Raw genomic sequence first — 20,623 nt, 5'->3', positions numbered from 1 at the left:
GATGGGGGATCGTCTGAGCGCTCTGTCGCTGGCCGCGCGGCTGCGCATGAGTTTCGAGGCCGCCGGGGCAAGGGTGGTCGAGCCGCCATTTCTACAGCCTGCCGAAACGCTGCTGGATCTATATGGCGAGGACATTCGCGCCCGTGCCTATGTGACCTCCGATGCGCTGCGCGGGGAACAGATGCTGCGCCCCGATTTCACCGTGCCGGTGGTGCAGATGCACATGAGCCATGGCGCCGAACCGGCGCGTTACACCTATGCGGGCGATGTGTTCCGCCGTCAGGAACATGACGAGGATCGCGCCAATGAATATCTTCAGGTTGGCTATGAGGTATTCGAACGCAACGATGCCGCCGGTTCTGATGCTGAAGTTTTTGCGCTGATTGCGCTCCAGCTTCGTGATTTGCCGGTGCGTGCGGCTACAGGAGATATCGGTATCCTGATGGCTGCGGTGGAGGGGCTCAACACCACCAGGCTGCGCAAGGCTGCGCTCATGCGCCACATCTGGCGGCCGCGCCGGTTCCGGGCGATGCTTGACCAGTTTGCTGGCCGCGTCCCTGTCGCCGAAAGCCGTCGCAAGCTGTTGTCGACCGAAGGCGTTCTGACCGGGCAAGTGCCTGCGATTGGCAAACGCCGCCCGGCGGAGGTGGATGCGCGCGTCGATGCATTGCGTGCGGATGCAGCCGCCCCGCCGATTGCAGAGAACGAGCTGGCCGCGCTTGAGGCGCTGATGGCGGTGCGGGAGACTATCCCCTATGCCTCGGAACAGCTGCGCGATATCGCCGTGGATCTGCCAGCGATCAACCCGGCGCTTGACCGGCTGGACGCCCGGACAGCCGCGATGAAAGCCCGAGGCATCGATGTGGACAGCCTTGATTTCGAAGCCTCCTACGGGCGGACATCAATGGAGTATTACGATGGTTTCGTGTTCGGGTTTTACGCCGATGCGCGACCCGATCTGCCGGTGATTGCCAGCGGCGGTCGCTATGACGCGCTGACACGGCAGCTGGGGCAGGGAGCAGAGATCCCCGCCGTCGGCGGCGTCGTTCGTCCTGATCTGATGCTGCTCTTGGAAGGGGCACAATCATGAGCCTGAAGCTTGGTGTGCCGTCCAAGGGACGGCTGATGGAAAAAACCTTCGAATGGTTTGCCAAACGCGGTATCATCCTGTCGCGTACCGGGTCGGATCGTGAATATGCCGGTGCGGTTGATGGGATCGACGGCATTGATCTGGTGCTGCTGTCTGCCGGTGAGATGCCGCGCGAACTCGCAGCGGGGCGGATTCACCTGGGCGTCACCGGTACTGATCTGGTGCAGGAAAAACTACCACTCTGGGAACAGCAGGTCGAAGAGATTGCAGGCCTCGGCTTTGGTCACGCTGACCTGATCCTTGCTGTGCCGCAGATCTGGGTGGATGTCGAGACCATCGACGATCTGGACGCGGTCGCAGCGGCGTTTCGGGCCAAACACGGCCATCGGTTGCGGATCGCCACGAAATACCATCGCCTGGTACGGGAATTCCTGATGGATGCCGGTGTTGCGGACTATCAGCTGGTTGATAGCCAGGGCGCGACCGAAGGGACCGTCAAGAACGAGACCGCCGAAATGGTCGCAGACATCACATCAACTGGGGAGACCCTGCGGGCAAACCATCTGAAGCTGATGTCCGACGGGCTGATCCTGCGGTCGCAGGCAACACTTTGGCGCAGCCGCGTGGCGAAATACAGCGCTGGTGAAAAAGCGTCTCTGAGCGAGCTTCTGAAACGTCTGCACGGTTGATTGCGGCACGCCAACGTCGGCGGGCCTATCGGGCGGGTTAGAGCCACATGTCTGCACATGCCTCCGAGAGGCCGCCCGCGCACCCCGTGGCGGCCTCTCTGTTCTTTTGTGGTGAGGGTTCGGTTAGGATCGCTTACCGGCGGCGCGACGGCTTGCGCGCCATTGGATCACGCAGATGTGCATCTCCCGCGAGCGGCGCCGCCAACCGCTCATTTGAAAATCTTCCGTCGGCCTCTACCTGAATAACTTGGACACGGGGGGCGAGGGCCTGTTTGCGTGATCTCAGTATTGTGCATCTCGCCTCTCTTTGTCCGATCAACAGGGAGAGATAGATATGATATCAACCAAAGCCGCTGCCAAAGCGGCACTCACCGCTATTCCGCTGCTATTAGCTGCCAGCCCGGCGGCACTCGCCCAGGACACCAGCATGAGCTTCTTCGTGACCAGCGTCGGTTCGGGAAAAGGCGGCGATCTGGGTGGGCTTGAGGGTGCCGACGCCCATTGCACCAATCTCGCCGAGGCGGCAGGCGTCACTGGCAAAACTTGGCGCGCCTATCTCAGTACCCAGGAAGAGGGCAAGCGTGGTATCTCGGCACGTGACCGGATCGGAAGCGGCCCCTGGCATAACGCCAAAGGGGTGCAGATTGCCGCCAACCTTGATGAGCTGCACCTCAATCCGAATATCGTCAAATCCACAGGGCTGGATGAAAACGGCAATCTGGTGAACGGGCGTGGTGACAAGCCAAATGTTCATGACCTGCTGACAGGGACCATGGCTGACGGCACGGCCTATTTCCCGTGGATGGAAGGCGACAAAACTTGCAGCAACTGGACCAGCTCCGGCGAGGGCAGTGCAACGGTTGGGCATCATGACCGGCATGGTGGCGGCAATACATCTTGGAATGCGGCGCATGACTCGCGCGGCTGCTCGATGGAGGCGCTTGCGATGACCGGAGGAGCCGGCCTCTTCATGTGTTTTGCGACAAACGGCGGCTGACCTGTTCAGACCAAGCCCGAAAAACATAAAAGGCGCCCCAGGGCGCCTTTATATTTGGTCGGAGCGAGAGGATTCGAACCTCCGGCCCCTGCCTCCCGAAGACAGTGCTCTACCAGGCTGAGCTACGCTCCGACCGTGGCGCGGAATTACACGGCAGCGGCTGGATATGCAAGCCCTATTCCGCCGGTTTCTCCGGGCTTTGCCGTTTCAGCATGAGCGACACATTGGTGCCGCCAGCCGTGTACCCACGGGTCCGGGTACGCAGGACCGGGGTGTTATGCGAACGCCCGCCAAACGCTTCGCGCAACACGATGAAAATGCCGCTGGCAATAATTATCGCGGCACCGACCAGTGTCATCAGGTCGACCTTTTCATTGAACAGAACCACGCTGAATATCGTTGCCCAGATGATCTGTGAATATTGCATGGGGGCGACAATCGCCGCCTCGCCAATGGTATAGGCGCTGACCGTCAGCAGGGTCGCGCAAAACCCGAACAGAGCGACGACCGCGATCCCGCTGAAGGTCACGCCATCCATCGGGACGTAGACCAGCGGCAGAGCCAGGCCCATAACCGCAAAGGTCATCAGCATCGGGTAGATCATCAATACCACCCGGCGTTCGTCGGCGCTGATTTTACGCAGTACAACCGATTGGAAGGCCGCACAGAGTGCGGCGAAGAGCGCCGCCGCATGACCGAGGCCAAAGCTGGTCGCACCAGGGCGCAAAACCACCATAACGCCGATGAACCCGACCACAACGGCCGCCAGCCGTGGCAAGCCGACACGTTCGCCCAGAATCGGGATCGACAGCAGTGTAATCAGAAGCGGCGTGGCAAATAGCAGGGCATAGGTCTCGGCGAGCGGCAGCTCTGAAAACGCATAAAAGGCGCTGGCCGGAATCACCGCCATCGTCGCCGACCGTGCCGTCATCCACCAGGGGTGGACCGGTCGCAGGTGGCCTTGGGTTGCATCCTTGACCAGCATCAGTACCAGCAGCGGAAATGACAGAAGACTGCTGAAGAACACCAGCTGAATCGGCGACACATCTGCGCCAAGCACCTTTACCACCACGTCGTGGGTTGAAAATATCGCATAGGCCAAAAGAGCAAGCAGGGCGGCTTTTATGTTCATGGGACAATCCGACTAAGCGCAACAGGGCGGGGGAGCTTTTGCACTATAGCGCTAACATTATCAGGAAAATACTAAAACCCGTTCGCGCGCATGGAGCCGCACGCCCTAGGTTCGCCGGCCTCCTGCACCGCGGATATGAAGGTCCGGCGAGGGCTGGCTACGGTGCTGCGAGGGCCCGATATGGCCCTCGCGCTGATCAATGGACCGAAACCTTACAGGCTCGCGTCGAGGGCGCCGATGATCGCATCGCCCATGTCCGAGGTGCTGATCGGCGATACGCCTTCTTCGCCCAGCAGGTCGGCGGTGCGGTGGCCATCAGCGAGAACTTTTTCGACCGCCGCTTCAAGACGATCAGCCTCGGCGCCCTGATCAAAGCTGTAGCGCAGCGCCATGGCAAAGCTGAGGATACAGGCGATCGGGTTGGCCTTGCCCTGGCCCGCGATATCCGGGGCGGAGCCATGAACCGGCTCATAAAGCGCTTTCGGACGGCCATTGGCCATCGGTGCGCCAAGGGACGCAGAGGGCAACATGCCCAGGCTGCCGGTTAGCATAGCAGCACAGTCGGACAGGATGTCACCGAACAGGTTGTCGGTCAGGATCACGTCAAACTGCTTGGGTGCGCGCACTAGCTGCATGGCGCCATTATCGGCATACATGTGGGACAGCTCGACCTCGGGATAGTCCGCAGCAACGCGGGTCACCACCTCGCGCCACAGGATGCCGGATTCCATCACGTTGGCTTTTTCCATCGAGCAGAGTTTCTTGTTCCGGCGCATCGCCAGTTCGAACGCAGAGCGGGCGGCGCGCTCGATCTCCGACTCCGTATAGCGCTGGGTATTGATGCCGACGCGCTCATTGCCCTCTTCGAAGATGCCGCGCGGCTCGCCGAAATAGACGCCGGAGGTCAGTTCGCGCACGATCATGATATCGAGACCCGCGACGATATCCTTCTTCAGAGAGGAGAAATCCGCCAGCGCGTCAAAGCACTGCGCCGGGCGCAGGTTGGAGTAGAGATCCATCTCCTTGCGCAGGCGCAGCAGCCCACGCTCCGGCTTCACAGAGAAGTCGAGATCGTCGTATTTCGGGCCACCCACGGCGCCCAGCAGGACAGCGTCGACCTCTTGCGCCTTTGCCATGGTCTCATCCGCCAGCGGTTTGCCGTGCACGTCATAGGCGGCACCACCGACCAGATCCTCGCTCACATCGAACTGTAGATCGCGCTTTTCGCCATACCAGGTAATGACCTTGCGGACCTCGGCCATGACTTCGGGGCCGATCCCGTCGCCGGGCAGAATCAGAATCGATGGGTTGGACATAGGGATACTCCTTGAAAGCTTGCAGCCGGGGGTAACGGCACATCGCCCGTGGGTCAATGTTCCGGGCGCATATAGCGCGCCATCGCTTTGTTTTTATGGCTGAGAGGGCGGTTCCTGCGCCATCTTGTTGCCGTGACCTTAGTTCTGGATTTGCAAATCTGTCCAGACCAGAGCGTGACGGCTGGCAGGGCGCTCAGAACCGCTATACCGATCCGCGATGTCTTCGGTCCATATCAGTCCCGAGGCGACGACCTGCGCAGACTGTGACGGGAGGATGTAGTCTACGCGCATACGGCCGGATCTGCCCCAGTTTACGGTTTCCGCGCCTCCGGTCTGATCCACCGGGCGCGGGTCCTGTAGCCTTGGGTCGCGGAGCAGATCTGCAATGGCCTGCCGATAGCCAGCCCCCCGGTCGGGATCAAGGTTCGCACCGCCCGCGATAACCCAGGGTTCGGCGGGAACGGGGCCAAGCCGGCCATCCAGCAACACCTGCCAGAGCCGGATCTCATCCCGGTTGCGCAACGCGTTACGACCCTCAGGGCCGTCAAACAGCGGCGGTGTCGCCTGAAAGGTCAGGACAGACAGTTCAGAACCATCGGGCAACAGGATCGGGACGATCCAATGGCCGGTGCTTGGCAGGCGCTGGATCGCTAGCGCCTGTGGGCTGGGAAACGGACGACCATCGGGGTGGGCAGGAAGGATGGCTCCGGGAAGATCCCACCACAGCAGATCGGAGAGATCGCGCGCCTTGGCATGCAGGATCGGAAACCGCGACAGCAACGCAAGCCCGCCCTGTCCGGTGAACCGGCCATAGCCCTGCGCATCCCGGGCGGTCGAAGGCTCCCCGTCTCCGTCCATGTCCAGCCCGGTGTGCACCCCGCTATTGGGACGTGGGGCATAGATGTGATCATAGCGGGGCAGGCGTTTGTCCAGCTGATCGCGCAGCTCGGCGATGGCGTGACCATCGTGATCCCAATCAATGCCCTGCAACAGCAGGATATCAGCCTCTGCCGCACTTAGGCTGTCCAGAATGGCGGTGATTTGTGGATCTTCGCCGCGGCGTAGATCGCGCAGCAATAAACCCGGCCCCTTGCGCGACAGCTCGGTGTTGAAACTGGCGATACGGATCAGTGGCTTGACCTGGGGCTGGGCATGACAAATCAGCGGAAAGAGGGCGGCCAACAGCAGGGTGGCCAGCGCTCTCATGCGGTCTGCAACGCCTCGGAACTGGCGTAAGCGGCGCGGCGCTTCTGTGCGATCAGGTCGGAGACGCGCAGCATGGCAAGACCGCGCATCACCATGGAGGCAGGCACAAACGCCCAGGCGGCGACGACCCAGACCAGCGTCTGCGGGGCGGACAAAAGACCGGGATCGACCAGGCCCGAGGCCAGTTTCACAACGGCCGGAAGCGCAAAGGGAAAAAGCACCCCGCCAACAATATTGATGCGCGCATCCCGTTGCAGTCGTTCGACCACATCGCCGCCGGTTGTCGGGTCGAAGAGCGGCAGATTTGTCCAGACGTTGAAGGGCCCATTACCGAGCGGCCAGTCATAAAGCCGGATCGCCAAAGCAAAACCAGTGATCGCAAGCAGTGCAACGATATAGGTCAGCGCTGCCGCTGCCATCACCCGGGTCACCAGTTCAGGCTCCACATGCGCTGGCATCATCAACCCGATAAGCTGGACGGGGGAAAAGGCAAAATCCAGCGTAGTTCCTAACCAGGACGCCAGCCCATGCACCAGCGACGTCAGGGCTGTTGCCTCGATCGGGTGGCGCGCCAGCAGACTGACCAGAATGACAATCAGCGCCAAGGCGATAAACCGCATTCGGTTCAGCGGCGGGGCTTCGCGAAACTCGACGAAACTGGGGTAGCTTGAGAAATATTCGGCAAAAGTCAGCGCCGCTGCGAGGATCGCAAGAAGGGCAATCACCTCCGGTGATCTGGTTGCCGTATCCGGCAACAACAGCGATGGCATTGCGATCAGCAATGCAACAAAGATGCCGCGGATGGCCGCGCCTGTAATCCGTGCAATCACGCTTCGATCCCTTCAAACTGGACTGGCCGGTGCATTGCCGTGCCGTTGTTCCAACTTGATGCTCGGAGTCGTTTCTTGGTGAAACGTTGTTGCCGAGCGCTGCCTCATTTCTGCCTTATTTCTGCCTGTCAGCGGGAATTTGCTCAAGTTTGATGACGTGATTTGGGATCCTTCCGTGTACTTTGGGTCGCAGACTGGTGCCGGTTTGCATCAGTTGCATATCTTGAGTTGCAATGAAAACAATGGCTTATCGACTTCTTCACAAGATATTGTGGAATGTCAGCCGTAAAGGGCTAGCAGAATCGTTTCACGGGACGAGGGGACGCAGCTCAGTCCAGTCAGCGCACTGACAACCGCCGCACCGATCTGACCGGGGGAGCCATGACCAGCGAGATTGCCGCACGTTACACCAGATTCGCGCAGGTGGAGGCGGCAGGTCGGTCGCTGATTTACGAACGGCTTGCATTGCAGGTGGCCCGCTCTCCGCGCTGTCTGGCGTTCCTGTCAGCGCTCCCTGCGGATCGCCAGCAACCGAATCTGCTGTTCGCGGCACTGCGTTCGGTTACAGGCGATATCCCATGCGATGACCGGCTGGATAGGGCAATCCACGAGCAGGGGGATGATATCGCAGCCGTGATGCTGTGCCGGACAACCCAGACGAACGAGCCGGGACGCGGTGCGGTCCTGTTGCCCGTATTGGCCCAGATCACGGGACCGATTGCCCTGATTGAGGTCGGAGCATCCGCAGGGCTTTGTCTGTTGCCGGACTACTATGGCTATGATTGGGAACGTTATCAGCTGCCGCCGTCGCAGCAAATCGGGGTTCGTGCCCCTGTGATGATCTGCAATGCGTCACCCGGTACACCTTTGCCGCGGGCGCATCCCGAAATCATCTGGCGCGCGGGGCTGGATCTGAACCCGCTTGATGTCAATTGCGAGGCGGATGTCCGCTGGCTCGAACACCTGATATGGCCCGAACATCAGTCGCGCCTCGACAGGCTGCGCGCCGCTATCGCCGTCGCCAGGAAGGCTCCTCCGGCGATTGTCGCCGGGGATCTGACCCAGGATCTGCCTGCTCTAATTGCCAAGGCGCCTTCCGAGGCGACGGTTGTCGTCTTTCATACAGCGGTGGTGACTTATGTTGCCGATCAGGGCCAGCGCGACGCCTTCGCGGAAATGATGTTGAACAGCGGGGCGATCTGGATCAGCAACGAGGGTACGCGCGTCTTCCCGCAGTTTGCGGACCGTGCGGGACCGGTGCGGGACAATATGTTTCTGCTGACGCAGAATGGCCATCCGCTGGCCTGGACCGGCCCGCATGGCCAGGTGATCGAGTGGCTGCCAGAAAATCGTTGAAACCTCGAGTTTGCCGATTTTAGGCCGCGATCCGCCTCATGGAAAAAGCCGCCCATACGGGGCGGCTTTTCTGTGCATAGTCGGTTTGAACCGTCGGGTCAGACCCAGGGGCGCTCCTGCGCGGCCTTGTCTTCAAAGCTGGCGATGGAGGCGGATTTTTCCAAGGTCAGGCCGATATCATCCAGCCCGTTCAGCAGACAGTGCTTGCGGTGACCGTCGACTTCAAATGCGACGACTTCGCCGTCGGAGGTGGTGATTTCCTGTGCTTCCAGATCCACGGTCATACGGGCATTCTCACCCTTCTCCGCGTCCTTCATCAGCAGATCAACCTGCTCCTGCGGCAATACGATGGGCAGGATCCCGTTTTTGAAGCAGTTGTTGTAGAAGATGTCCGCAAAGGAGGTCGAGATCACGCATTTGATACCGAAATCCTTGATCGCCCAGGGCGCATGTTCGCGCGAGGAACCACATCCAAAGTTGTCGCCTGCAACCAGAATCTCGGCGTTGCGATACTGCGGCTTGTTCAGCACGAAATCCGCAATCTCAGACCCATCGCGATTGTAGCGCATCTCATCGAACAGATTCTTGCCAAACCCGGTGCGCTGAATGGACTTCAGAAACACCTTCGGGATGATCATGTCGGTGTCGATATTGACGAGCGGCATCGGTGCGGCGACGCCGGTGAGTTTTTGAAACTTATCCATTGGGCGTATTCCTTACATCAGCTCGCGAATATCGGTCAGCTTGCCGGTCAGCGCGGCAGCGGCAGCCATGGCAGGCGACACCAGATGGGTGCGGCCCTTGTAGCCCTGACGCCCCTCGAAATTGCGGTTCGAAGTGGCGGCGCAACGCTCGCCCTCGGACAGCTGATCGGGGTTCATAGCCAGACACATGGAACACCCCGCAAGGCGCCATTCAAACCCGGCCTCGGCAAAGATCTCGGCCAGGCCTTCCTCCTCGGCCTGAGCGCGGACCAGACCGGACCCCGGTACGATCATCGCACGCATGCCTTCCTTGATCTTCTTGCCCTTCACCACCTCGGCAACAGCGCGCAGATCTTCGATGCGGCCGTTGGTGCAGGAGCCGATGAACACGGTGTCGATTTCGATGTCAGTGAGCTTCTGGCCGGGGGTCAGCCCCATGTATTCGATCGAGCGGCGCGCGGCTTCAACCTTGCCGCCCTCGAAATCCTCGGGGTTCGGCACCACGCCGGTGATCGGCAACACGTCCTCAGGGCTGGTGCCCCAGGTCACAACCGGCTCGATATCTTCGCCCTTCAGGGTGACGACCTTGTCGAAATGAGCGCCCTCGTCGGTGTAAAGCGTCTTCCACCAGTTGAGCGCCGCTTCCCACTGGGCGCCCTTCGGGGCGTGCGGGCGACCTTTGACATAGTCAAAGGTGGTCTCGTCCGGTGCGATGAGGCCTGCGCGAGCGCCGCCTTCGATTGCCATGTTGCAGACGGTCATGCGGCCTTCCATCGACAGGTCGCGGATCGCTTCACCGCAGTATTCGATGACATAGCCGGTGCCGCCGGCGGTGCCGGTCTCGCCGATCACCGCCAGGGTGATGTCCTTGGCAGTCACACCCGGCTTCAGCTTGCCGGTGATCTCCACCTTCATGTTCTTGGACTTTTTCTGGATCAGCGTCTGGGTGGCCAGCACATGCTCCACCTCGGAGGTGCCGATGCCATGTGCCAGCGCGCCGAAGGCACCGTGGGTGGCGGTGTGGCTGTCGCCGCAGACCACGGTCATGCCGGGCAGGGTCCAACCCTGTTCCGGGCCAACGATATGCACGATGCCCTGGCGGACGTCATCCACCGGATAGTAGTGCACGCCGAATTCCTTGGCGTTCTTGTCGAGCGCCTCGACCTGGATGCGGCTTTCCTCGTTCTCGATGCCTTTGGCGCGGTCGAGCGTGGTCGGCACGTTGTGGTCCGGCACCGCGATGGTCTTCTCGGGCGCGTGCACCTTGCGACCCGCCATGCGCAGGCCTTCGAACGCCTGCGGGCTGGTCACTTCGTGAACCAGGTGGCGGTCGATATAGAGCAGGCAGGTGCCATCCTCTGCTTCATGCGCGACATGCGCATCCCAGATTTTATCGTAGAGCGTCTTGGGGGACATGAGTCCTCTCCCGTAGTTTTTGGAATGTAGCTGGCAAAAGGGCTTGGCGGCAGCCTTATAGCCGCGCCAGGACCGTGCGGGCGGCGCCAAAGAACCGTTCGCGCAGGCGCGCGCGGTCTTGCAGTTCGATATGATGGGCCAAAACGAGCGTCATGAGCGCTGGGATACCGCGCTACGCCACGGCAATCAAGATTCGTTCTGAGCGGCCAGCCCGTCATGACCGTGCCATTCGCCCGGCGCGCGTCGTGCCAATGGCGGTCAATGAAGCTCCTGTCGCCGGGTGGGGGACCTACCGCGTTGCAAAAACAACCAAATCTTTGACAGGCCTGGCCGCGACCCCTTGCTTTTGGCAGGTCTCTATCGGCATCCTGAAAAGCAGGAGGCGCGTCATGGAAGAACTGGAACTGCCAGTAACGGTGGTCACGCTTTGGGATCAGATCCTGCATGTCGTGGAGTTGGGGCTGACGCCCGGCTGGCGGCAGTATCAGATCGCCATCATCATATGTCTCTTCATCGTCGCCTATGTTCTGAGGCTCGTGACGCAGCCGGGCTGGGACCGCTGGGCCAGATCCAGAAGCGGCTGGCCCAAGTGGCGCTTGCGGGTTCTGGTGCAGGTACTGCGGCGCATCACCCTGATTTACTTCGTTATTCTTTGCTGGGGCACCTATGTCGTCATGCAGCAGATGACCTGGCCTTCGCGAAGTTACCTGATCGGTGTTGCGGCAACGCTGGGGGTGGCCTGGCTGATGATCGGGTTTCTGGCCCGATTCGTGCATAACCGGACATTGCGCCGCCTGGTGACATGGTCGCTGTGGATCTACGCCACGCTGGTCGCGCTCAACCTTGTCGATGACGTGGCGCAGTTCCTCGATGGGGTCGCGCTGGATATCGGTTCCATGCACCTGTCGTTGCTTGCGGTCCTGAAAGCCTGTGTTCTGGGGGCGGTGCTGCTGACGATGGCGCGGCTCGGGACGCAGGCCGCAGCCGGTGGCTTGCGCCGGAACGAGGATATCTCGCCGTCGATGCAGGTCCTGATGGGCAAGGCTGTGCAGGTTGTGCTCTATGGTTTGGCTTTGCTGTTCAGCATTCGCGCCATCGGATTCGATCTTACCGGGCTTGCAGTCCTGTCTGGCGCGATCGGTGTCGGTATCGGTTTCGGCCTGCAAAAAGTGGTGTCGAACCTGGTCTCGGGAATCATCATCCTGATGGACCGGTCGATCAAACCGGGTGATGTGATTTCGCTGGGCGAGACCTTTGGCTGGATCAATGCGCTTGGCGCCCGTTACGTATCCGTGGTGACCCGCGACGGGCGTGAATATCTGATCCCGAACGAGGATTTTATCACCAGCCAGGTGGTCAACTGGTCCCATTCGGACCGATTCGTACGGCTCGATCTGAATTTTGGCACCGGTTACAATGATGACCCGCATGAGGTGCGCCGCGTCGCCATCGAGGCCACAAAAACGGTGGGTCGGGTGCTCAGCGGTGGCAAGCGTGCCCCCGTCTGCCACATCGTCGGCTTTGGCGACAGCAGCGTGGATTACGTCCTGCGTTTCTGGATCAGCGATCCGACCGGCGGTCTGACGAATATTCGCGGCAATGTCTATCTGGCGCTCTGGGACGCCTTTAAAGGCGCCGGAATCTCCATACCTTTCCCACAACGGGAAGTGCGCGTCCTGAACGACGCACTGCCGGTCGCAATGCAGGATACGGAGGCACGGCGGGGCGGCGGCACAGTGGATGGTTCGGGGGCAGGCCCAGAAGCCGCCGCGCGGCCAATTCAGGACTGACATCACCCGGCCGCACGACCATGCGTTTCGCGCTGCTTTCACGCCTGCACAAGACGCATAGCCGCCGACCATCAAGCTTCATTGAAAAACCGCTTGTAGCTTGCTACATTAACTCAACCCCAGCGCCGGGGGACCGGCGGCGCGCTACAAGGAGGACAATGTCCTGTCACCCGAACCTCAGGCGGCCCCAGATGCTGGTCGCGGAGTGGCCGTAATGGCTACCACATCACAGCCAACCAGCGACGAGCTGCTGGCGCGTGTTCTTTCCTCGCTGAATGACGACAAGGCCGAAGATGTTGTGCAGATCGACCTGCGCGGCAAAACGGCTATTGGCGACCATATGGTCATCGCCTCGGGTCGCTCGACCCGTCAGGTGGCGTCGATGGCTGAAAAGCTGGCCGACCGCCTGAAGCAAGACTATGGCATGGTCTGCAAGGTCGAAGGCAAGGACACCGGCGACTGGGTGCTGATCGATACCGGCGATATCATCGTCCATCTGTTCCGCCCGGAAGTGCGCGAATTCTATCAGCTCGAAAAAATGTGGCTGCCCGCAGGCACGTCACCAGCCCAGAGCGAGAACTGATCCAGCGACGGGATCCGGTTCCAAGAGATCGGTCCGCGCAGCTCGTCCTTTGCGTCTGGCGCGGACCCGTATCGAAAGTTCCTCATGCGACTCCATTTCTGTGTGGTCGGGCGCCTCAGGGCCAGCCCGGAAAAGCAGCTGATCGACGATTATATCGAGCGTTTTGACCGTACTGGCCGTGCGCTGGGTCTGGGTCCCTGCCGGATCGTCGAAGTTGAGGACAAGAAAAACGCAGGCATGGCCGCTGAGGCGGAACTGCTGCGCAAGGCAATCCCCAAGGGGGCTGTCATCTGCGTGTTGGACGAGCGTGGCAAGCTGCTCAGCTCGCCGGATTTCTCCAAACGTCTGTCTGATTGGCGCGATACCGGCCGTCAGGATGTTGCCTTTGTGATCGGCGGGGCGGACGGCATTGATCCGAGCCTGCGCGCCGAAGCCGATTTTTCAATTTCATTGGGCAAGATGGTCTGGCCGCATATGCTGGTGCGGGTGCTGCTGGCAGAACAAGTCTATCGTGCCGCAACCATACTGGCGGGCAGCCCCTATCACCGGGTTTAGCAGGCGCAGAGCGTCTGGTGCGCAGGCACCGGCCACCGCGCGGTGTTCAGCATGAGGTGCAGGTCAGGCGGAGCGTATATGTTGTCTCAGCCCAGCCGTCGACATTGCAGCGCGCCTGAATGAGGACGCTGTCCAGCCCGTCTGGTATCGCCACACCGGCCAGTGATCTGGTGAATGGCTGTTCGTTGACATGCGGATGCGCCAGTTCCCTCAGGCCAAGCACATTCCCGTCTATATCGAGCACCCGCCAGCCGTCGGCATAGTGACCCCAGCCGGTATCGGGATGGCGCAGGGTGACGCTGATGCGCCAGCTGTCAGCTGTCTGCTGCGCGGCAGCATCAGTTATTTGCGGATCATCGGCCAGCGCCGCCGCAGGCAGGCTTACCGCCACGAGCAAGGCGAAGAGTTTTGTCATGGCGCAAGTATAGGTCCGAAGCCTGCCGCGGTAACGTCACAACTCTGTGTTGACAGCGGATCCTGAGGGTTCGTTTAAGGGTGGGGTCGCGTTTGCTGGGACCCGCTGCAGAATCTGGCGGGACTGCGAGGCAAATTCCCGCCGATAAAGCACCGCAAAGGTCACGATTGTCGCCGCAACCAGCGCCCATGGTCCGATCAGCCATGCGACGGCGGCGAGCGCGAAATAGGTGGACCGCATGGCGCGGTTGAAACTGCGCGCGGCCGTGATGCTCAGGTCTGCTGCCTGTCGCGCGCGGGGATAGGCACGGGGGTCGGCGTCGGTATTGGGCACAGCGGCCATCAGCACAAAACAATAGCCGAACAGCCGATGCGCCCAGACATATTTCAGGAACGCATTGGACAACAGCAACAGCACCAAAAGGATTTTGACATCCCAGACAAAGGCAGGCGCGCTCTCCAGACTGAGATCCTGCGCCACACCGGCCAGTTGATCGGTATTGCCGATCAGTGCCAGCCCTCCGCCGATGGCGATCATCGAGGCAGAGGCAAAGAACGCGCTGCCTTGTCGCAGATTTGCGATCAGCTGGGCGTCAAAGATGCGGGGATCACGCTGCACCATCTGAATCATCCAGGCATGGCGGAACTCGGCCATCAGGCCAGAGACCGAGGGATGCTCCGAAGTGGCGTGTTCAATGCGCCAGCCGATGCCGATCCAGCAGAGCATCAACAACAGGCAGGCCGCCAGATCTAGGGGCGAAAACAGGGCGATACGGTCAAGCAGTGTCATGGCTCGACCCTACCTCCGGAACTCGGGGCTTGCCAGATCGGATAATTGGTAATATTAGTTTACCAAATTTAGCAATCCACAGGAGAGCCCCATGGAGATGCCAGCCCCGGATCAGACCGTCCTGTCGCGCAAGGCTGAACTTGTTTCGCGTCTTTCTGCCGTGCTGCCTGCGGATGCGCTGGTCGAAGATCCCGCAGAGACGCGGGCCTACGAATGTGATGCGCTGACCGCCTACAAATGCCCGCCGATGCTGGTGGTGCTGCCGCGGAGCACGCAAGAGGTCTCGGATGTGCTGCGGATCTGCCACGAGGCAGGCGTGCCGGTGGTCCCGCGCGGGGCCGGGACGTCGCTGGCCGGCGGGGCGCTGCCAACGGCCGATTGTGTCCTTCTGGGCGTCGCGCGGATGAACGCGGTGCTGGAAACGGATTACGACAACCGCATTATCCGGGTGCAAACCGGTCGCACCAACCTGAGTGTTTCGGGCGCGGTGGAGGAACAGGATTTCTTCTATGCTCCTGATCCGTCCTCGCAGCTGGCCTGCGCCATCGCCGGCAATATCGCGATGAACTCCGGTGGCGCGCATTGTCTCAAATACGGTGTGACCACCAACAACCTCATGGGTGTCACCATGGTGATGATGGATGGCACGGTGGTCGAGATCGGCGGCGCCCATCTGGATGCGGGCGGGCTGGATCTGCTGGGGGTGATCTGCGGCAGTGAAGGGCAGCTGGGCGTGGTGACCGAGGCGACCCTGCGGATCCTGCGCAAACCCGAAGGCGCGCGCCCGGTGCTGATCGGTTATGACAGCAACGAGGTGGCAGGGGCCTGCGTCAGCGATATCATCAGGGCAGGGGTTCTGCCGGTTGCGATCGAATTCATGGACCGGCCCTGCATCGAGGCCTGCGAGGCCTTTGCCAAGGCGGGTTACCCGATGTGCGAGGCGCTGTTGATCATCGAGGTCGAAGGCAGCGATGCGGAAATTGACCTCCAGCTGAGCCTGATCACCGAGATAGCCCGTTCGCACAATCCGGTGGAGCTGCGCGAGGCGCGTGACAGCGACGAGGCCGCGCGGATCTGGCTGGGCCGAAAATCGGCCTTCGGGGCGATGGGGCAGATCAACGACTATATGTGTCTGGATGGCACGATCCCTGTCACCGCGCTGCCGCTTGTCCTGCGCCGCATTGGGGAAATGAGCCGGGAGTTCGGACTGGACGTCGCCAATGTGTTCCATGCGGGCGATGGCAATATGCACCCGCTGATCCTGTTCGATGCCAACAAGCCCGGCGATCTGGAGACCTGCGAAGCCTTTGGCGCCGAAATCCTGAAGCTCTGTGTGGAGGTGGGCGGATGCCTCACCGGAGAGCATGGCGTGGGGATCGAAAAGCGCGATCTGATGCTGCATCAATACCGGCCCGCCGATATCGAGGCGCAGCTGCGGGTGAAAGATGTGTTCGATCCGAAATGGCTGCTCAACCCGGCGAAAGTGTTCCCGCTGTCCACGACGCAAAGCAGACGCGCGCCCGCAATCGCGGCTCAGTAACAGATGGTAGTCGACAGGCCCCGATGTGGGTCTGTTGCGGGGGCCTTGCCCCCACACCCCCAGAGTATTTTTGAAAAGGTGAAATCATGACACCTCAGAGTGAGGCCGAACTGGCCGAGATTATTGCGGGGGCCAAGGGGCCTTTGAGTATCCGAGGCGGCGGCACCCGCGGTATCGCCGACAACGGCGCGCCGCTGTCGGTCGCGGGGTTGAGCGGTGTCACCCTTTACGAGCCGGGAGCGTTGACGCTTGTTGTGCAGGCGGGCACACCGGTTGAGGAGGTAAAGCAGATACTGGCAGGTGAAAACCAGCGCCTTGCCTTTGAGCCGATGGACCATCGCGGACTGCTTGGGACCGATGGCACGCCCACTATGGGCGGTGTGTTTGCCGCCAATATCTCCGGTCCCCGCCGCATCCAATGTGGTGCGGCGCGCGATTTCCTGTTGGGGGTGCGGTTTGTGGACGGCCGCGGTGACGTGCTGAGCAATGGTGGCCGGGTCATGAAGAATGTCACCGGCTATGATCTGGTCAAGCTGATGGCCGGTGCCCATGGCACCCTGGGTGTGTTGAGTGAGCTGTCGTTGAAAGTCTTGCCCAAGGCTGAAGCCTGCGGAACCGTGGCGGTTGACGTCGTCGATCTGGCAACAGCAGTGGCGGCCATGTCGGTTGCGCTGGGCTCTCCTTATGATGTGACCGGGGCCGCCTATGATCCGGATGCGCGAAGGGCCTATATCCGGCTTGAGGGGTTTGAGGCCTCCGTTGCCTACCGTGCCGAAGCCCTGGCGAAGGAGTTGGCTGGATTTGGCGCCCCGGAGATCTCTCTTGGTGAGAGCACCGCATTGTGGGAGGGGGTTCGCGATGTGGCAGCTTTCCACGACAAACCGGGCGATGTCTGGCGTATTTCGGTGAAACCCTCCGACGCGGTGGCGCTGGCGCCCGCGCTGCGGGCGGAGGCTTTGCAGTTTGACTGGGGCGGCGGGCTGATCTGGGCGCTGGTGCCCGAGGGGACTGACCTGCGGGCGCGGATCGGCGTGCCGGGCCATGCAACGCTGGTGCGGGCGTCTGCTCAAACCCGGCAGCAGCTGGGACAATTTCATCCGCAACCTGCCACGCTTGGTGCGATATCTGCGGGGCTGCGCCAGCAGTTCGATCCGCGCGGCATTCTTAATCCGGGACTGATGGGGTAGATCATGCAAACCACGTTTACCGAAGAGCAACTGCGCGATCCCGGCACCCAGCGGGCCAATGAGATTCTGCGGACCTGTGTGCACTGCGGCTTTTGCACGGCGACCTGCCCGACCTATCAGGTTCTCGGCGATGAGTTGGACAGCCCGCGCGGACGGATCTATCTGATCAAGGACATGCTGGAGAACGAGCGCAAGCCCGACGCCAAGACGGTGAAGCACATCGACCGCTGCCTGTCCTGCCTCGCCTGCATGTCGACCTGCCCGTCGGGTGTGCATTACATGCATCTCGTCGATCACGCCCGTGCCTATATCGAAAAACACTATGACCGGCCCTGGAGCGATCGTGCCCTGCGCTGGCTGCTGGCGCGGATCCTGCCCTATCCCGGCCGCTTCCGGCTGGCGCTCGTCGGGGCGAAGCTGGCACGGCCGTTTCGTGCATTGGTGCCCGACGCGCGATTGCGGGCGATGCTGGACATGGCGCCGAAGCGCATTCCGCCGGTCAGCCGCAACGATGATCCGCAGCGATTTGCACCAATTGGACCGCGCAAGAAACGCGTGGCCCTGATGACCGGGTGCGCGCAGAAGGCGCTCAACACCGATATCAATGATGCCACGATCCGCCTGTTACGCCGTCTCGGCTGCGAGGTTGTCGTCGCCGAAGGGGCGGGGTGCTGCGGGGCGCTGACACATCACATGGGTCGCGAAGACGAAAGCCATGCCTCCGCTGCCAAGAACATCCGCGCCTGGTGCACAGAGATGGACTGGAAGGGCCTCGATGCGATTGTGATCAACACCTCCGGTTGCGGCACGACGGTGAAGGACTACGGGCATATGTTCCGAAATGATCCTCTGGCGGCAGATGCGGCGCGGGTGTCGGCCATTGCCATGGACATATCGGAACTGCTGATGCAGCTGGAACTGCCAGAAGGTGAGGACAAGCAGCTGACCGTGGCCTATCACGCGGCCTGTTCACTGCAACATGGCCAGCAGATCAAAACCCACCCCAAGACCCTTCTGAAACGGGCAGGTTTCTCTATTGTTGAACCGGCGGATCCACATCTGTGCTGCGGGTCGGCCGGAACCTACAATCTGATGCAGCCGGAAATTTCGGCAGAGCTGAAGGCGCGCAAGGTCAAGACGCTTGAGGCGAAGAAACCGGATCTCATCGCGGCCGGGAATATTGGCTGCATGATGCAGATCGGATCGGGTACCGAGCTGCCTATCGTGCACACTGTTGAGCTGTTGGACTGGGCGACAGGCGGGCCCAAGCCGCGCGCGCTCCAGCTGGGCGGTAGCGTCACTGACACACGGGCCGGTGAGATTCCGATCTTGCGCTGACGCGGTCGGCAAGAAGCCGCCGCAGGCGCTAAACTGCCCGGGTGCATTCCACGTCAGCTTGCCGTAATTTTGCCCCAAGCAGTGCTTACCCTCGGAGGCGAGCGATTGGGACATGGGGCGGCGAAATGATGAGCGCGGGAATACGGATCAGGCAGCTGGTGCTGTCGCTGGCAGCTGCGCTGTCGAGCGTTGCTGTGCCCTCGGCAACGCTTGCCGATGACAGCCGTCTCCAGCGCCTCGAAACCACAGAGGCGGGCCGTGACTGGCAGGCGGTTGGTCGGCTGGACGTCAATGGCGAAGGGTTCTGTACCGGTGCGCTGATCGCGCCGGATCTGGTGCTGACGGCAGCGCATTGCCTCTATGATCGCGACAGCCGCACCCGGATCGAGCCGCAGACTATCGAATTTCTCGCCGGGTGGCGCAATGGTCGGGCCTCGGCCTACCGCAGCGTGCGTCAGGCGGTAATCCATCCAAGCTACATCTACGATGGCAAGGTGTCGACCGACAGGGTGCGCAACGATATCGCACTCCTGCAGCTGCAACGACCGATCCGCAACACCACAGTGACCCCGTTTGAAACCGACCAGCGCCCGGAGAAAGGCGCCCGGATTGGCGTTGTCTCTTATGCGCATGACCGATCGGAGGCGCCGTCGCTTCAGGATGTCTGTGCCGTCATGGCCCGGCAGGAGGGGGTGCTGGTGATGTCCTGCGATGTGGACTACGGCTCCTCCGGTGCGCCGGTGTTTTCCTTTGATGCCGGTCGGCCCAAGATCGTGTCGGTCGTCTCTGCCAAGGCCAAGGTCTCAGGCCAGCAGGTTGCGCTCGGGGCCGCCCTGGCTGAGGAGCTGGCGCTGTTGCGCGCGCAGCTGGCCGGAAGCCGGATCGGTGGCCAGATGCCGCCCGGTGTCGGGCGTGTGACCGTGGGCGAACGGGGTACGACCTCAGGGGCCAAGTTCATCAAGCAATGAGATTTCGCGCCGCTGGCCGCAGCCGGTCGGTAGATCGGCGGTTCAGGCGCATTTCGGCGGCTGTCGGCAACCGGATGAAAGCTGAGAAATTTGTGCGCCCCAGAGGGTGGACGCCCTCTTGAACCGGCAATTCCAGTCCTTATCTCAGTGCTGTTCGGATCGCCGATGAACGGGGTCCGACGCTTCAGACGCCCGTCCCGATTGGGAGGGCAGGTTGAAATCGCTCACTGATGAGGATGACACATGCGTAGTTTTGATTTTGCACCGCTGCACCGGGCCACCATTGGCTTTGACCAGATCGCCGACCTGATGGATCGTGCACTCAGCTCTGATGTCGCGCAGCCGAGCTATCCCCCTTACAATATCGAAAAAACCGCCGCTGATGCCTATCGGATCTCGATTGCCGTTGCGGGCTTCTCCGAAGCCGATCTGGGTGTCGAGGTGAAGGAAAACGCGCTCGTCGTTTCGGCCAAGAAATCCGAGGATGACAGCGACCGCACCTACCTGCATCGCGGTATCGCGACCCGCGCGTTTGAGCGCCGGTTCACCTTGGCCGACCACGTGCGTGTCACCGGTGCCAGCCACTCCGACGGGATGCTGCATATCGACCTGCAGCGCGAGGTGCCCGAGGCGCTGAAACCGCGCCGGATCGAGATCACCTCAAACAAGACCCGCGAATTGGACGCCAAACCGGTCAACTGATCCGCGCTGATCGCTGAGTT

At 61.3% G+C, this 20,623-nt stretch carries 21 protein-coding genes and 1 tRNA gene; 12 read left to right on the top strand and 10 right to left on the bottom strand.

Annotation, left to right across the window (positions count from 1 at the left end):
- Window position 1: 1 nt before the first annotated feature.
- From VWZ85_RS09385 to VWZ85_RS09375, 3 genes are all read left to right on the top strand, one after another.
- A complete protein-coding gene (locus VWZ85_RS09385) occupies window positions 2–1,090 on the top strand; it encodes an ATP phosphoribosyltransferase regulatory subunit (RefSeq protein ID WP_340546739.1) in 1,089 nt (362 codons plus the stop codon).
- Window positions 1,087–1,779, top strand: a complete 693-nt coding sequence (gene hisG, locus VWZ85_RS09380) for an ATP phosphoribosyltransferase (RefSeq protein WP_340546740.1) — start codon at window positions 1,087–1,089, stop codon at window positions 1,777–1,779. The genes VWZ85_RS09385 and hisG overlap by 4 nt, the downstream gene beginning before the upstream one ends.
- Window positions 1,780–2,113: 334 nt before the next feature.
- The gene (locus tag VWZ85_RS09375) at window positions 2,114–2,776 is read left to right on the top strand and encodes a hypothetical protein (RefSeq protein ID WP_416534599.1); all 663 of its coding nucleotides are present in this window, start codon (window positions 2,114–2,116) and stop codon (window positions 2,774–2,776) included.
- Between the two features lie 55 nt (window positions 2,777–2,831).
- Here VWZ85_RS09375 and VWZ85_RS09370 read toward each other — a convergent pair.
- The 5 genes from VWZ85_RS09370 to VWZ85_RS09350 all read right to left on the bottom strand — a co-directional run bounded on the left by VWZ85_RS09370 (window position 2,832) and on the right by VWZ85_RS09350 (window position 7,260).
- Window positions 2,832–2,908 (bottom strand) — tRNA-Pro (locus VWZ85_RS09370).
- Window positions 2,909–2,951: 43 nt separating this feature from the next.
- Window positions 2,952–3,908 carry a DMT family transporter gene (locus VWZ85_RS09365; protein ID WP_416538229.1) on the bottom strand — a complete coding sequence of 319 codons (957 nt, stop codon included), beginning with the start codon at window positions 3,906–3,908 and terminating at the stop codon, window positions 2,952–2,954.
- Between the two features lie 212 nt (window positions 3,909–4,120).
- Complete coding sequence (leuB, locus tag VWZ85_RS09360) at window positions 4,121–5,224, bottom strand: 3-isopropylmalate dehydrogenase (RefSeq protein WP_340546743.1); 1,104 nt, start codon at window positions 5,222–5,224, stop codon at window positions 4,121–4,123.
- A 138-nt stretch (window positions 5,225–5,362) separates the two neighbouring features.
- Window positions 5,363–6,430, bottom strand: a complete 1,068-nt coding sequence (locus VWZ85_RS09355) for an endonuclease/exonuclease/phosphatase family protein (protein ID WP_416588009.1) — start codon at window positions 6,428–6,430, stop codon at window positions 5,363–5,365.
- The gene (locus VWZ85_RS09350; protein ID WP_340546745.1) at window positions 6,427–7,260 is read right to left on the bottom strand and encodes a hypothetical protein; all 834 of its coding nucleotides are present in this window, start codon (window positions 7,258–7,260) and stop codon (window positions 6,427–6,429) included. Before VWZ85_RS09350 ends, VWZ85_RS09355 begins: the two co-directional genes overlap by 4 nt.
- A gap of 381 nt (window positions 7,261–7,641) precedes the next feature.
- Between VWZ85_RS09350 and VWZ85_RS09345 the strand changes: the two genes are divergently transcribed.
- Complete coding sequence (locus tag VWZ85_RS09345) at window positions 7,642–8,616, top strand: DUF2332 domain-containing protein (protein ID WP_416588007.1); 975 nt, start codon at window positions 7,642–7,644, stop codon at window positions 8,614–8,616.
- A 98-nt stretch (window positions 8,617–8,714) separates the two neighbouring features.
- Here the strand turns inward: VWZ85_RS09345 and leuD are convergent, their stop codons facing one another.
- Genes leuD through VWZ85_RS09330 form a run of 3 tightly spaced genes read right to left on the bottom strand, consistent with a single transcriptional unit; the run spans window position 8,715 to window position 10,890 of the window.
- Window positions 8,715–9,320, bottom strand: a complete 606-nt coding sequence (gene leuD, locus VWZ85_RS09340) for a 3-isopropylmalate dehydratase small subunit (RefSeq protein WP_340546747.1) — start codon at window positions 9,318–9,320, stop codon at window positions 8,715–8,717.
- Between the two features lie 12 nt (window positions 9,321–9,332).
- Window positions 9,333–10,736, bottom strand: coding sequence for a 3-isopropylmalate dehydratase large subunit (gene leuC, locus VWZ85_RS09335; RefSeq protein WP_416588005.1), 1,404 nt, complete (start codon window positions 10,734–10,736; stop codon window positions 9,333–9,335).
- Between the two features lie 55 nt (window positions 10,737–10,791).
- Complete coding sequence (locus tag VWZ85_RS09330; protein WP_241770621.1) at window positions 10,792–10,890, bottom strand: isopropylmalate isomerase; 99 nt, start codon at window positions 10,888–10,890, stop codon at window positions 10,792–10,794.
- A gap of 235 nt (window positions 10,891–11,125) precedes the next feature.
- Here VWZ85_RS09330 and VWZ85_RS09325 point away from each other — a divergent pair, with 235 nt between their 5' ends.
- The 3 genes from VWZ85_RS09325 to rlmH all read left to right on the top strand — a co-directional run bounded on the left by VWZ85_RS09325 (window position 11,126) and on the right by rlmH (window position 13,664).
- A complete protein-coding gene (locus tag VWZ85_RS09325) occupies window positions 11,126–12,526 on the top strand; it encodes a mechanosensitive ion channel family protein (protein ID WP_416588003.1) in 1,401 nt (466 codons plus the stop codon).
- A 214-nt stretch (window positions 12,527–12,740) separates the two neighbouring features.
- Window positions 12,741–13,109 (top strand): ribosome silencing factor, encoded by a 369-nt coding sequence (rsfS, locus tag VWZ85_RS09320; protein WP_340546750.1) that lies wholly within the window; start codon window positions 12,741–12,743, stop codon window positions 13,107–13,109.
- An 84-nt stretch (window positions 13,110–13,193) separates the two neighbouring features.
- Window positions 13,194–13,664, top strand: coding sequence for a 23S rRNA (pseudouridine(1915)-N(3))-methyltransferase RlmH (gene rlmH, locus VWZ85_RS09315; protein ID WP_416538235.1), 471 nt, complete (start codon window positions 13,194–13,196; stop codon window positions 13,662–13,664).
- Between the two features lie 46 nt (window positions 13,665–13,710).
- Here the strand turns inward: rlmH and VWZ85_RS09310 are convergent, their stop codons facing one another.
- On the bottom strand, window positions 13,711–14,079 hold the full coding sequence (locus tag VWZ85_RS09310; protein ID WP_416588001.1) for a hypothetical protein: 369 nt from the start codon (window positions 14,077–14,079) through the stop codon (window positions 13,711–13,713).
- A gap of 36 nt (window positions 14,080–14,115) precedes the next feature.
- On the bottom strand, window positions 14,116–14,868 hold the full coding sequence (locus VWZ85_RS09305) for a DUF599 domain-containing protein (protein WP_416587998.1): 753 nt from the start codon (window positions 14,866–14,868) through the stop codon (window positions 14,116–14,118).
- A 91-nt stretch (window positions 14,869–14,959) separates the two neighbouring features.
- Here VWZ85_RS09305 and VWZ85_RS09300 point away from each other — a divergent pair, with 91 nt between their 5' ends.
- From VWZ85_RS09300 to VWZ85_RS09280, 5 genes are all read left to right on the top strand, one after another.
- Window positions 14,960–16,408, top strand: a complete 1,449-nt coding sequence (locus tag VWZ85_RS09300; protein ID WP_340546754.1) for an FAD-linked oxidase C-terminal domain-containing protein — start codon at window positions 14,960–14,962, stop codon at window positions 16,406–16,408.
- Window positions 16,409–16,494: 86 nt separating this feature from the next.
- Window positions 16,495–17,595 (top strand): FAD-binding protein, encoded by a 1,101-nt coding sequence (locus VWZ85_RS09295; protein ID WP_416587997.1) that lies wholly within the window; start codon window positions 16,495–16,497, stop codon window positions 17,593–17,595.
- A 3-nt stretch (window positions 17,596–17,598) separates the two neighbouring features.
- Window positions 17,599–18,933 carry a glycolate oxidase subunit GlcF gene (gene glcF, locus VWZ85_RS09290; RefSeq protein WP_416587995.1) on the top strand — a complete coding sequence of 445 codons (1,335 nt, stop codon included), beginning with the start codon at window positions 17,599–17,601 and terminating at the stop codon, window positions 18,931–18,933.
- Between the two features lie 128 nt (window positions 18,934–19,061).
- Entirely contained in the window at window positions 19,062–19,901 is an 840-nt protein-coding gene (locus VWZ85_RS09285; RefSeq protein ID WP_416587992.1) for a trypsin-like serine peptidase, read from the top strand.
- 243 nt (window positions 19,902–20,144) lie between these two features.
- Window positions 20,145–20,603 (top strand): Hsp20 family protein, encoded by a 459-nt coding sequence (locus VWZ85_RS09280; protein ID WP_340546757.1) that lies wholly within the window; start codon window positions 20,145–20,147, stop codon window positions 20,601–20,603.
- The last annotated feature ends 20 nt before the right edge of the window (window positions 20,604–20,623 follow it).

Source organism: Phaeobacter sp. JH20_29, from assembly GCF_048056175.1.
Classification (GTDB): domain Bacteria; phylum Pseudomonadota; class Alphaproteobacteria; order Rhodobacterales; family Rhodobacteraceae; genus Phaeobacter; species Phaeobacter bryozoorum.
Note: the sequence above shows the minus strand (reverse complement) of the source record. Positions and strands in the feature narration are given on the sequence as shown.

Bases quoted from the DNA above. Each gene is read 5' to 3' on its own strand.
- VWZ85_RS09285 (WP_416587992.1), top strand. From the start codon at position 19,062: ATGAGCGCGGGAATACGGATCAGGCAGCTGGTGCTGTCGCTGGCAGCT.
- glcF (WP_416587995.1), top strand. From the start codon at position 17,599: ATGCAAACCACGTTTACCGAAGAGCAACTGCGCGATCCCGGCACCCAG.
- VWZ85_RS09385 (WP_340546739.1), top strand. From the start codon at position 2: ATGGGGGATCGTCTGAGCGCTCTGTCGCTGGCCGCGCGGCTGCGCATG.
- VWZ85_RS09355 (WP_416588009.1), bottom strand. From the start codon at position 6,430: ATGAGAGCGCTGGCCACCCTGCTGTTGGCCGCCCTCTTTCCGCTGATT.
- VWZ85_RS09295 (WP_416587997.1), top strand. From the start codon at position 16,495: ATGACACCTCAGAGTGAGGCCGAACTGGCCGAGATTATTGCGGGGGCC.
- VWZ85_RS09330 (WP_241770621.1), bottom strand. From the start codon at position 10,890: ATGACGCTCGTTTTGGCCCATCATATCGAACTGCAAGACCGCGCGCGC.
- VWZ85_RS09325 (WP_416588003.1), top strand. From the start codon at position 11,126: ATGGAAGAACTGGAACTGCCAGTAACGGTGGTCACGCTTTGGGATCAG.
- VWZ85_RS09280 (WP_340546757.1), top strand. From the start codon at position 20,145: ATGCGTAGTTTTGATTTTGCACCGCTGCACCGGGCCACCATTGGCTTT.
- VWZ85_RS09310 (WP_416588001.1), bottom strand. From the start codon at position 14,079: ATGACAAAACTCTTCGCCTTGCTCGTGGCGGTAAGCCTGCCTGCGGCG.
- VWZ85_RS09365 (WP_416538229.1), bottom strand. From the start codon at position 3,908: ATGAACATAAAAGCCGCCCTGCTTGCTCTTTTGGCCTATGCGATATTT.
- leuC (WP_416588005.1), bottom strand. From the start codon at position 10,736: ATGTCCCCCAAGACGCTCTACGATAAAATCTGGGATGCGCATGTCGCG.
- VWZ85_RS09345 (WP_416588007.1), top strand. From the start codon at position 7,642: ATGACCAGCGAGATTGCCGCACGTTACACCAGATTCGCGCAGGTGGAG.
- leuD (WP_340546747.1), bottom strand. From the start codon at position 9,320: ATGGATAAGTTTCAAAAACTCACCGGCGTCGCCGCACCGATGCCGCTC.
- hisG (WP_340546740.1), top strand. From the start codon at position 1,087: ATGAGCCTGAAGCTTGGTGTGCCGTCCAAGGGACGGCTGATGGAAAAA.
- VWZ85_RS09375 (WP_416534599.1), top strand. From the start codon at position 2,114: ATGATATCAACCAAAGCCGCTGCCAAAGCGGCACTCACCGCTATTCCG.
- leuB (WP_340546743.1), bottom strand. From the start codon at position 5,224: ATGTCCAACCCATCGATTCTGATTCTGCCCGGCGACGGGATCGGCCCC.
- rsfS (WP_340546750.1), top strand. From the start codon at position 12,741: ATGGCTACCACATCACAGCCAACCAGCGACGAGCTGCTGGCGCGTGTT.
- rlmH (WP_416538235.1), top strand. From the start codon at position 13,194: ATGCGACTCCATTTCTGTGTGGTCGGGCGCCTCAGGGCCAGCCCGGAA.
- VWZ85_RS09305 (WP_416587998.1), bottom strand. From the start codon at position 14,868: ATGACACTGCTTGACCGTATCGCCCTGTTTTCGCCCCTAGATCTGGCG.
- VWZ85_RS09300 (WP_340546754.1), top strand. From the start codon at position 14,960: ATGGAGATGCCAGCCCCGGATCAGACCGTCCTGTCGCGCAAGGCTGAA.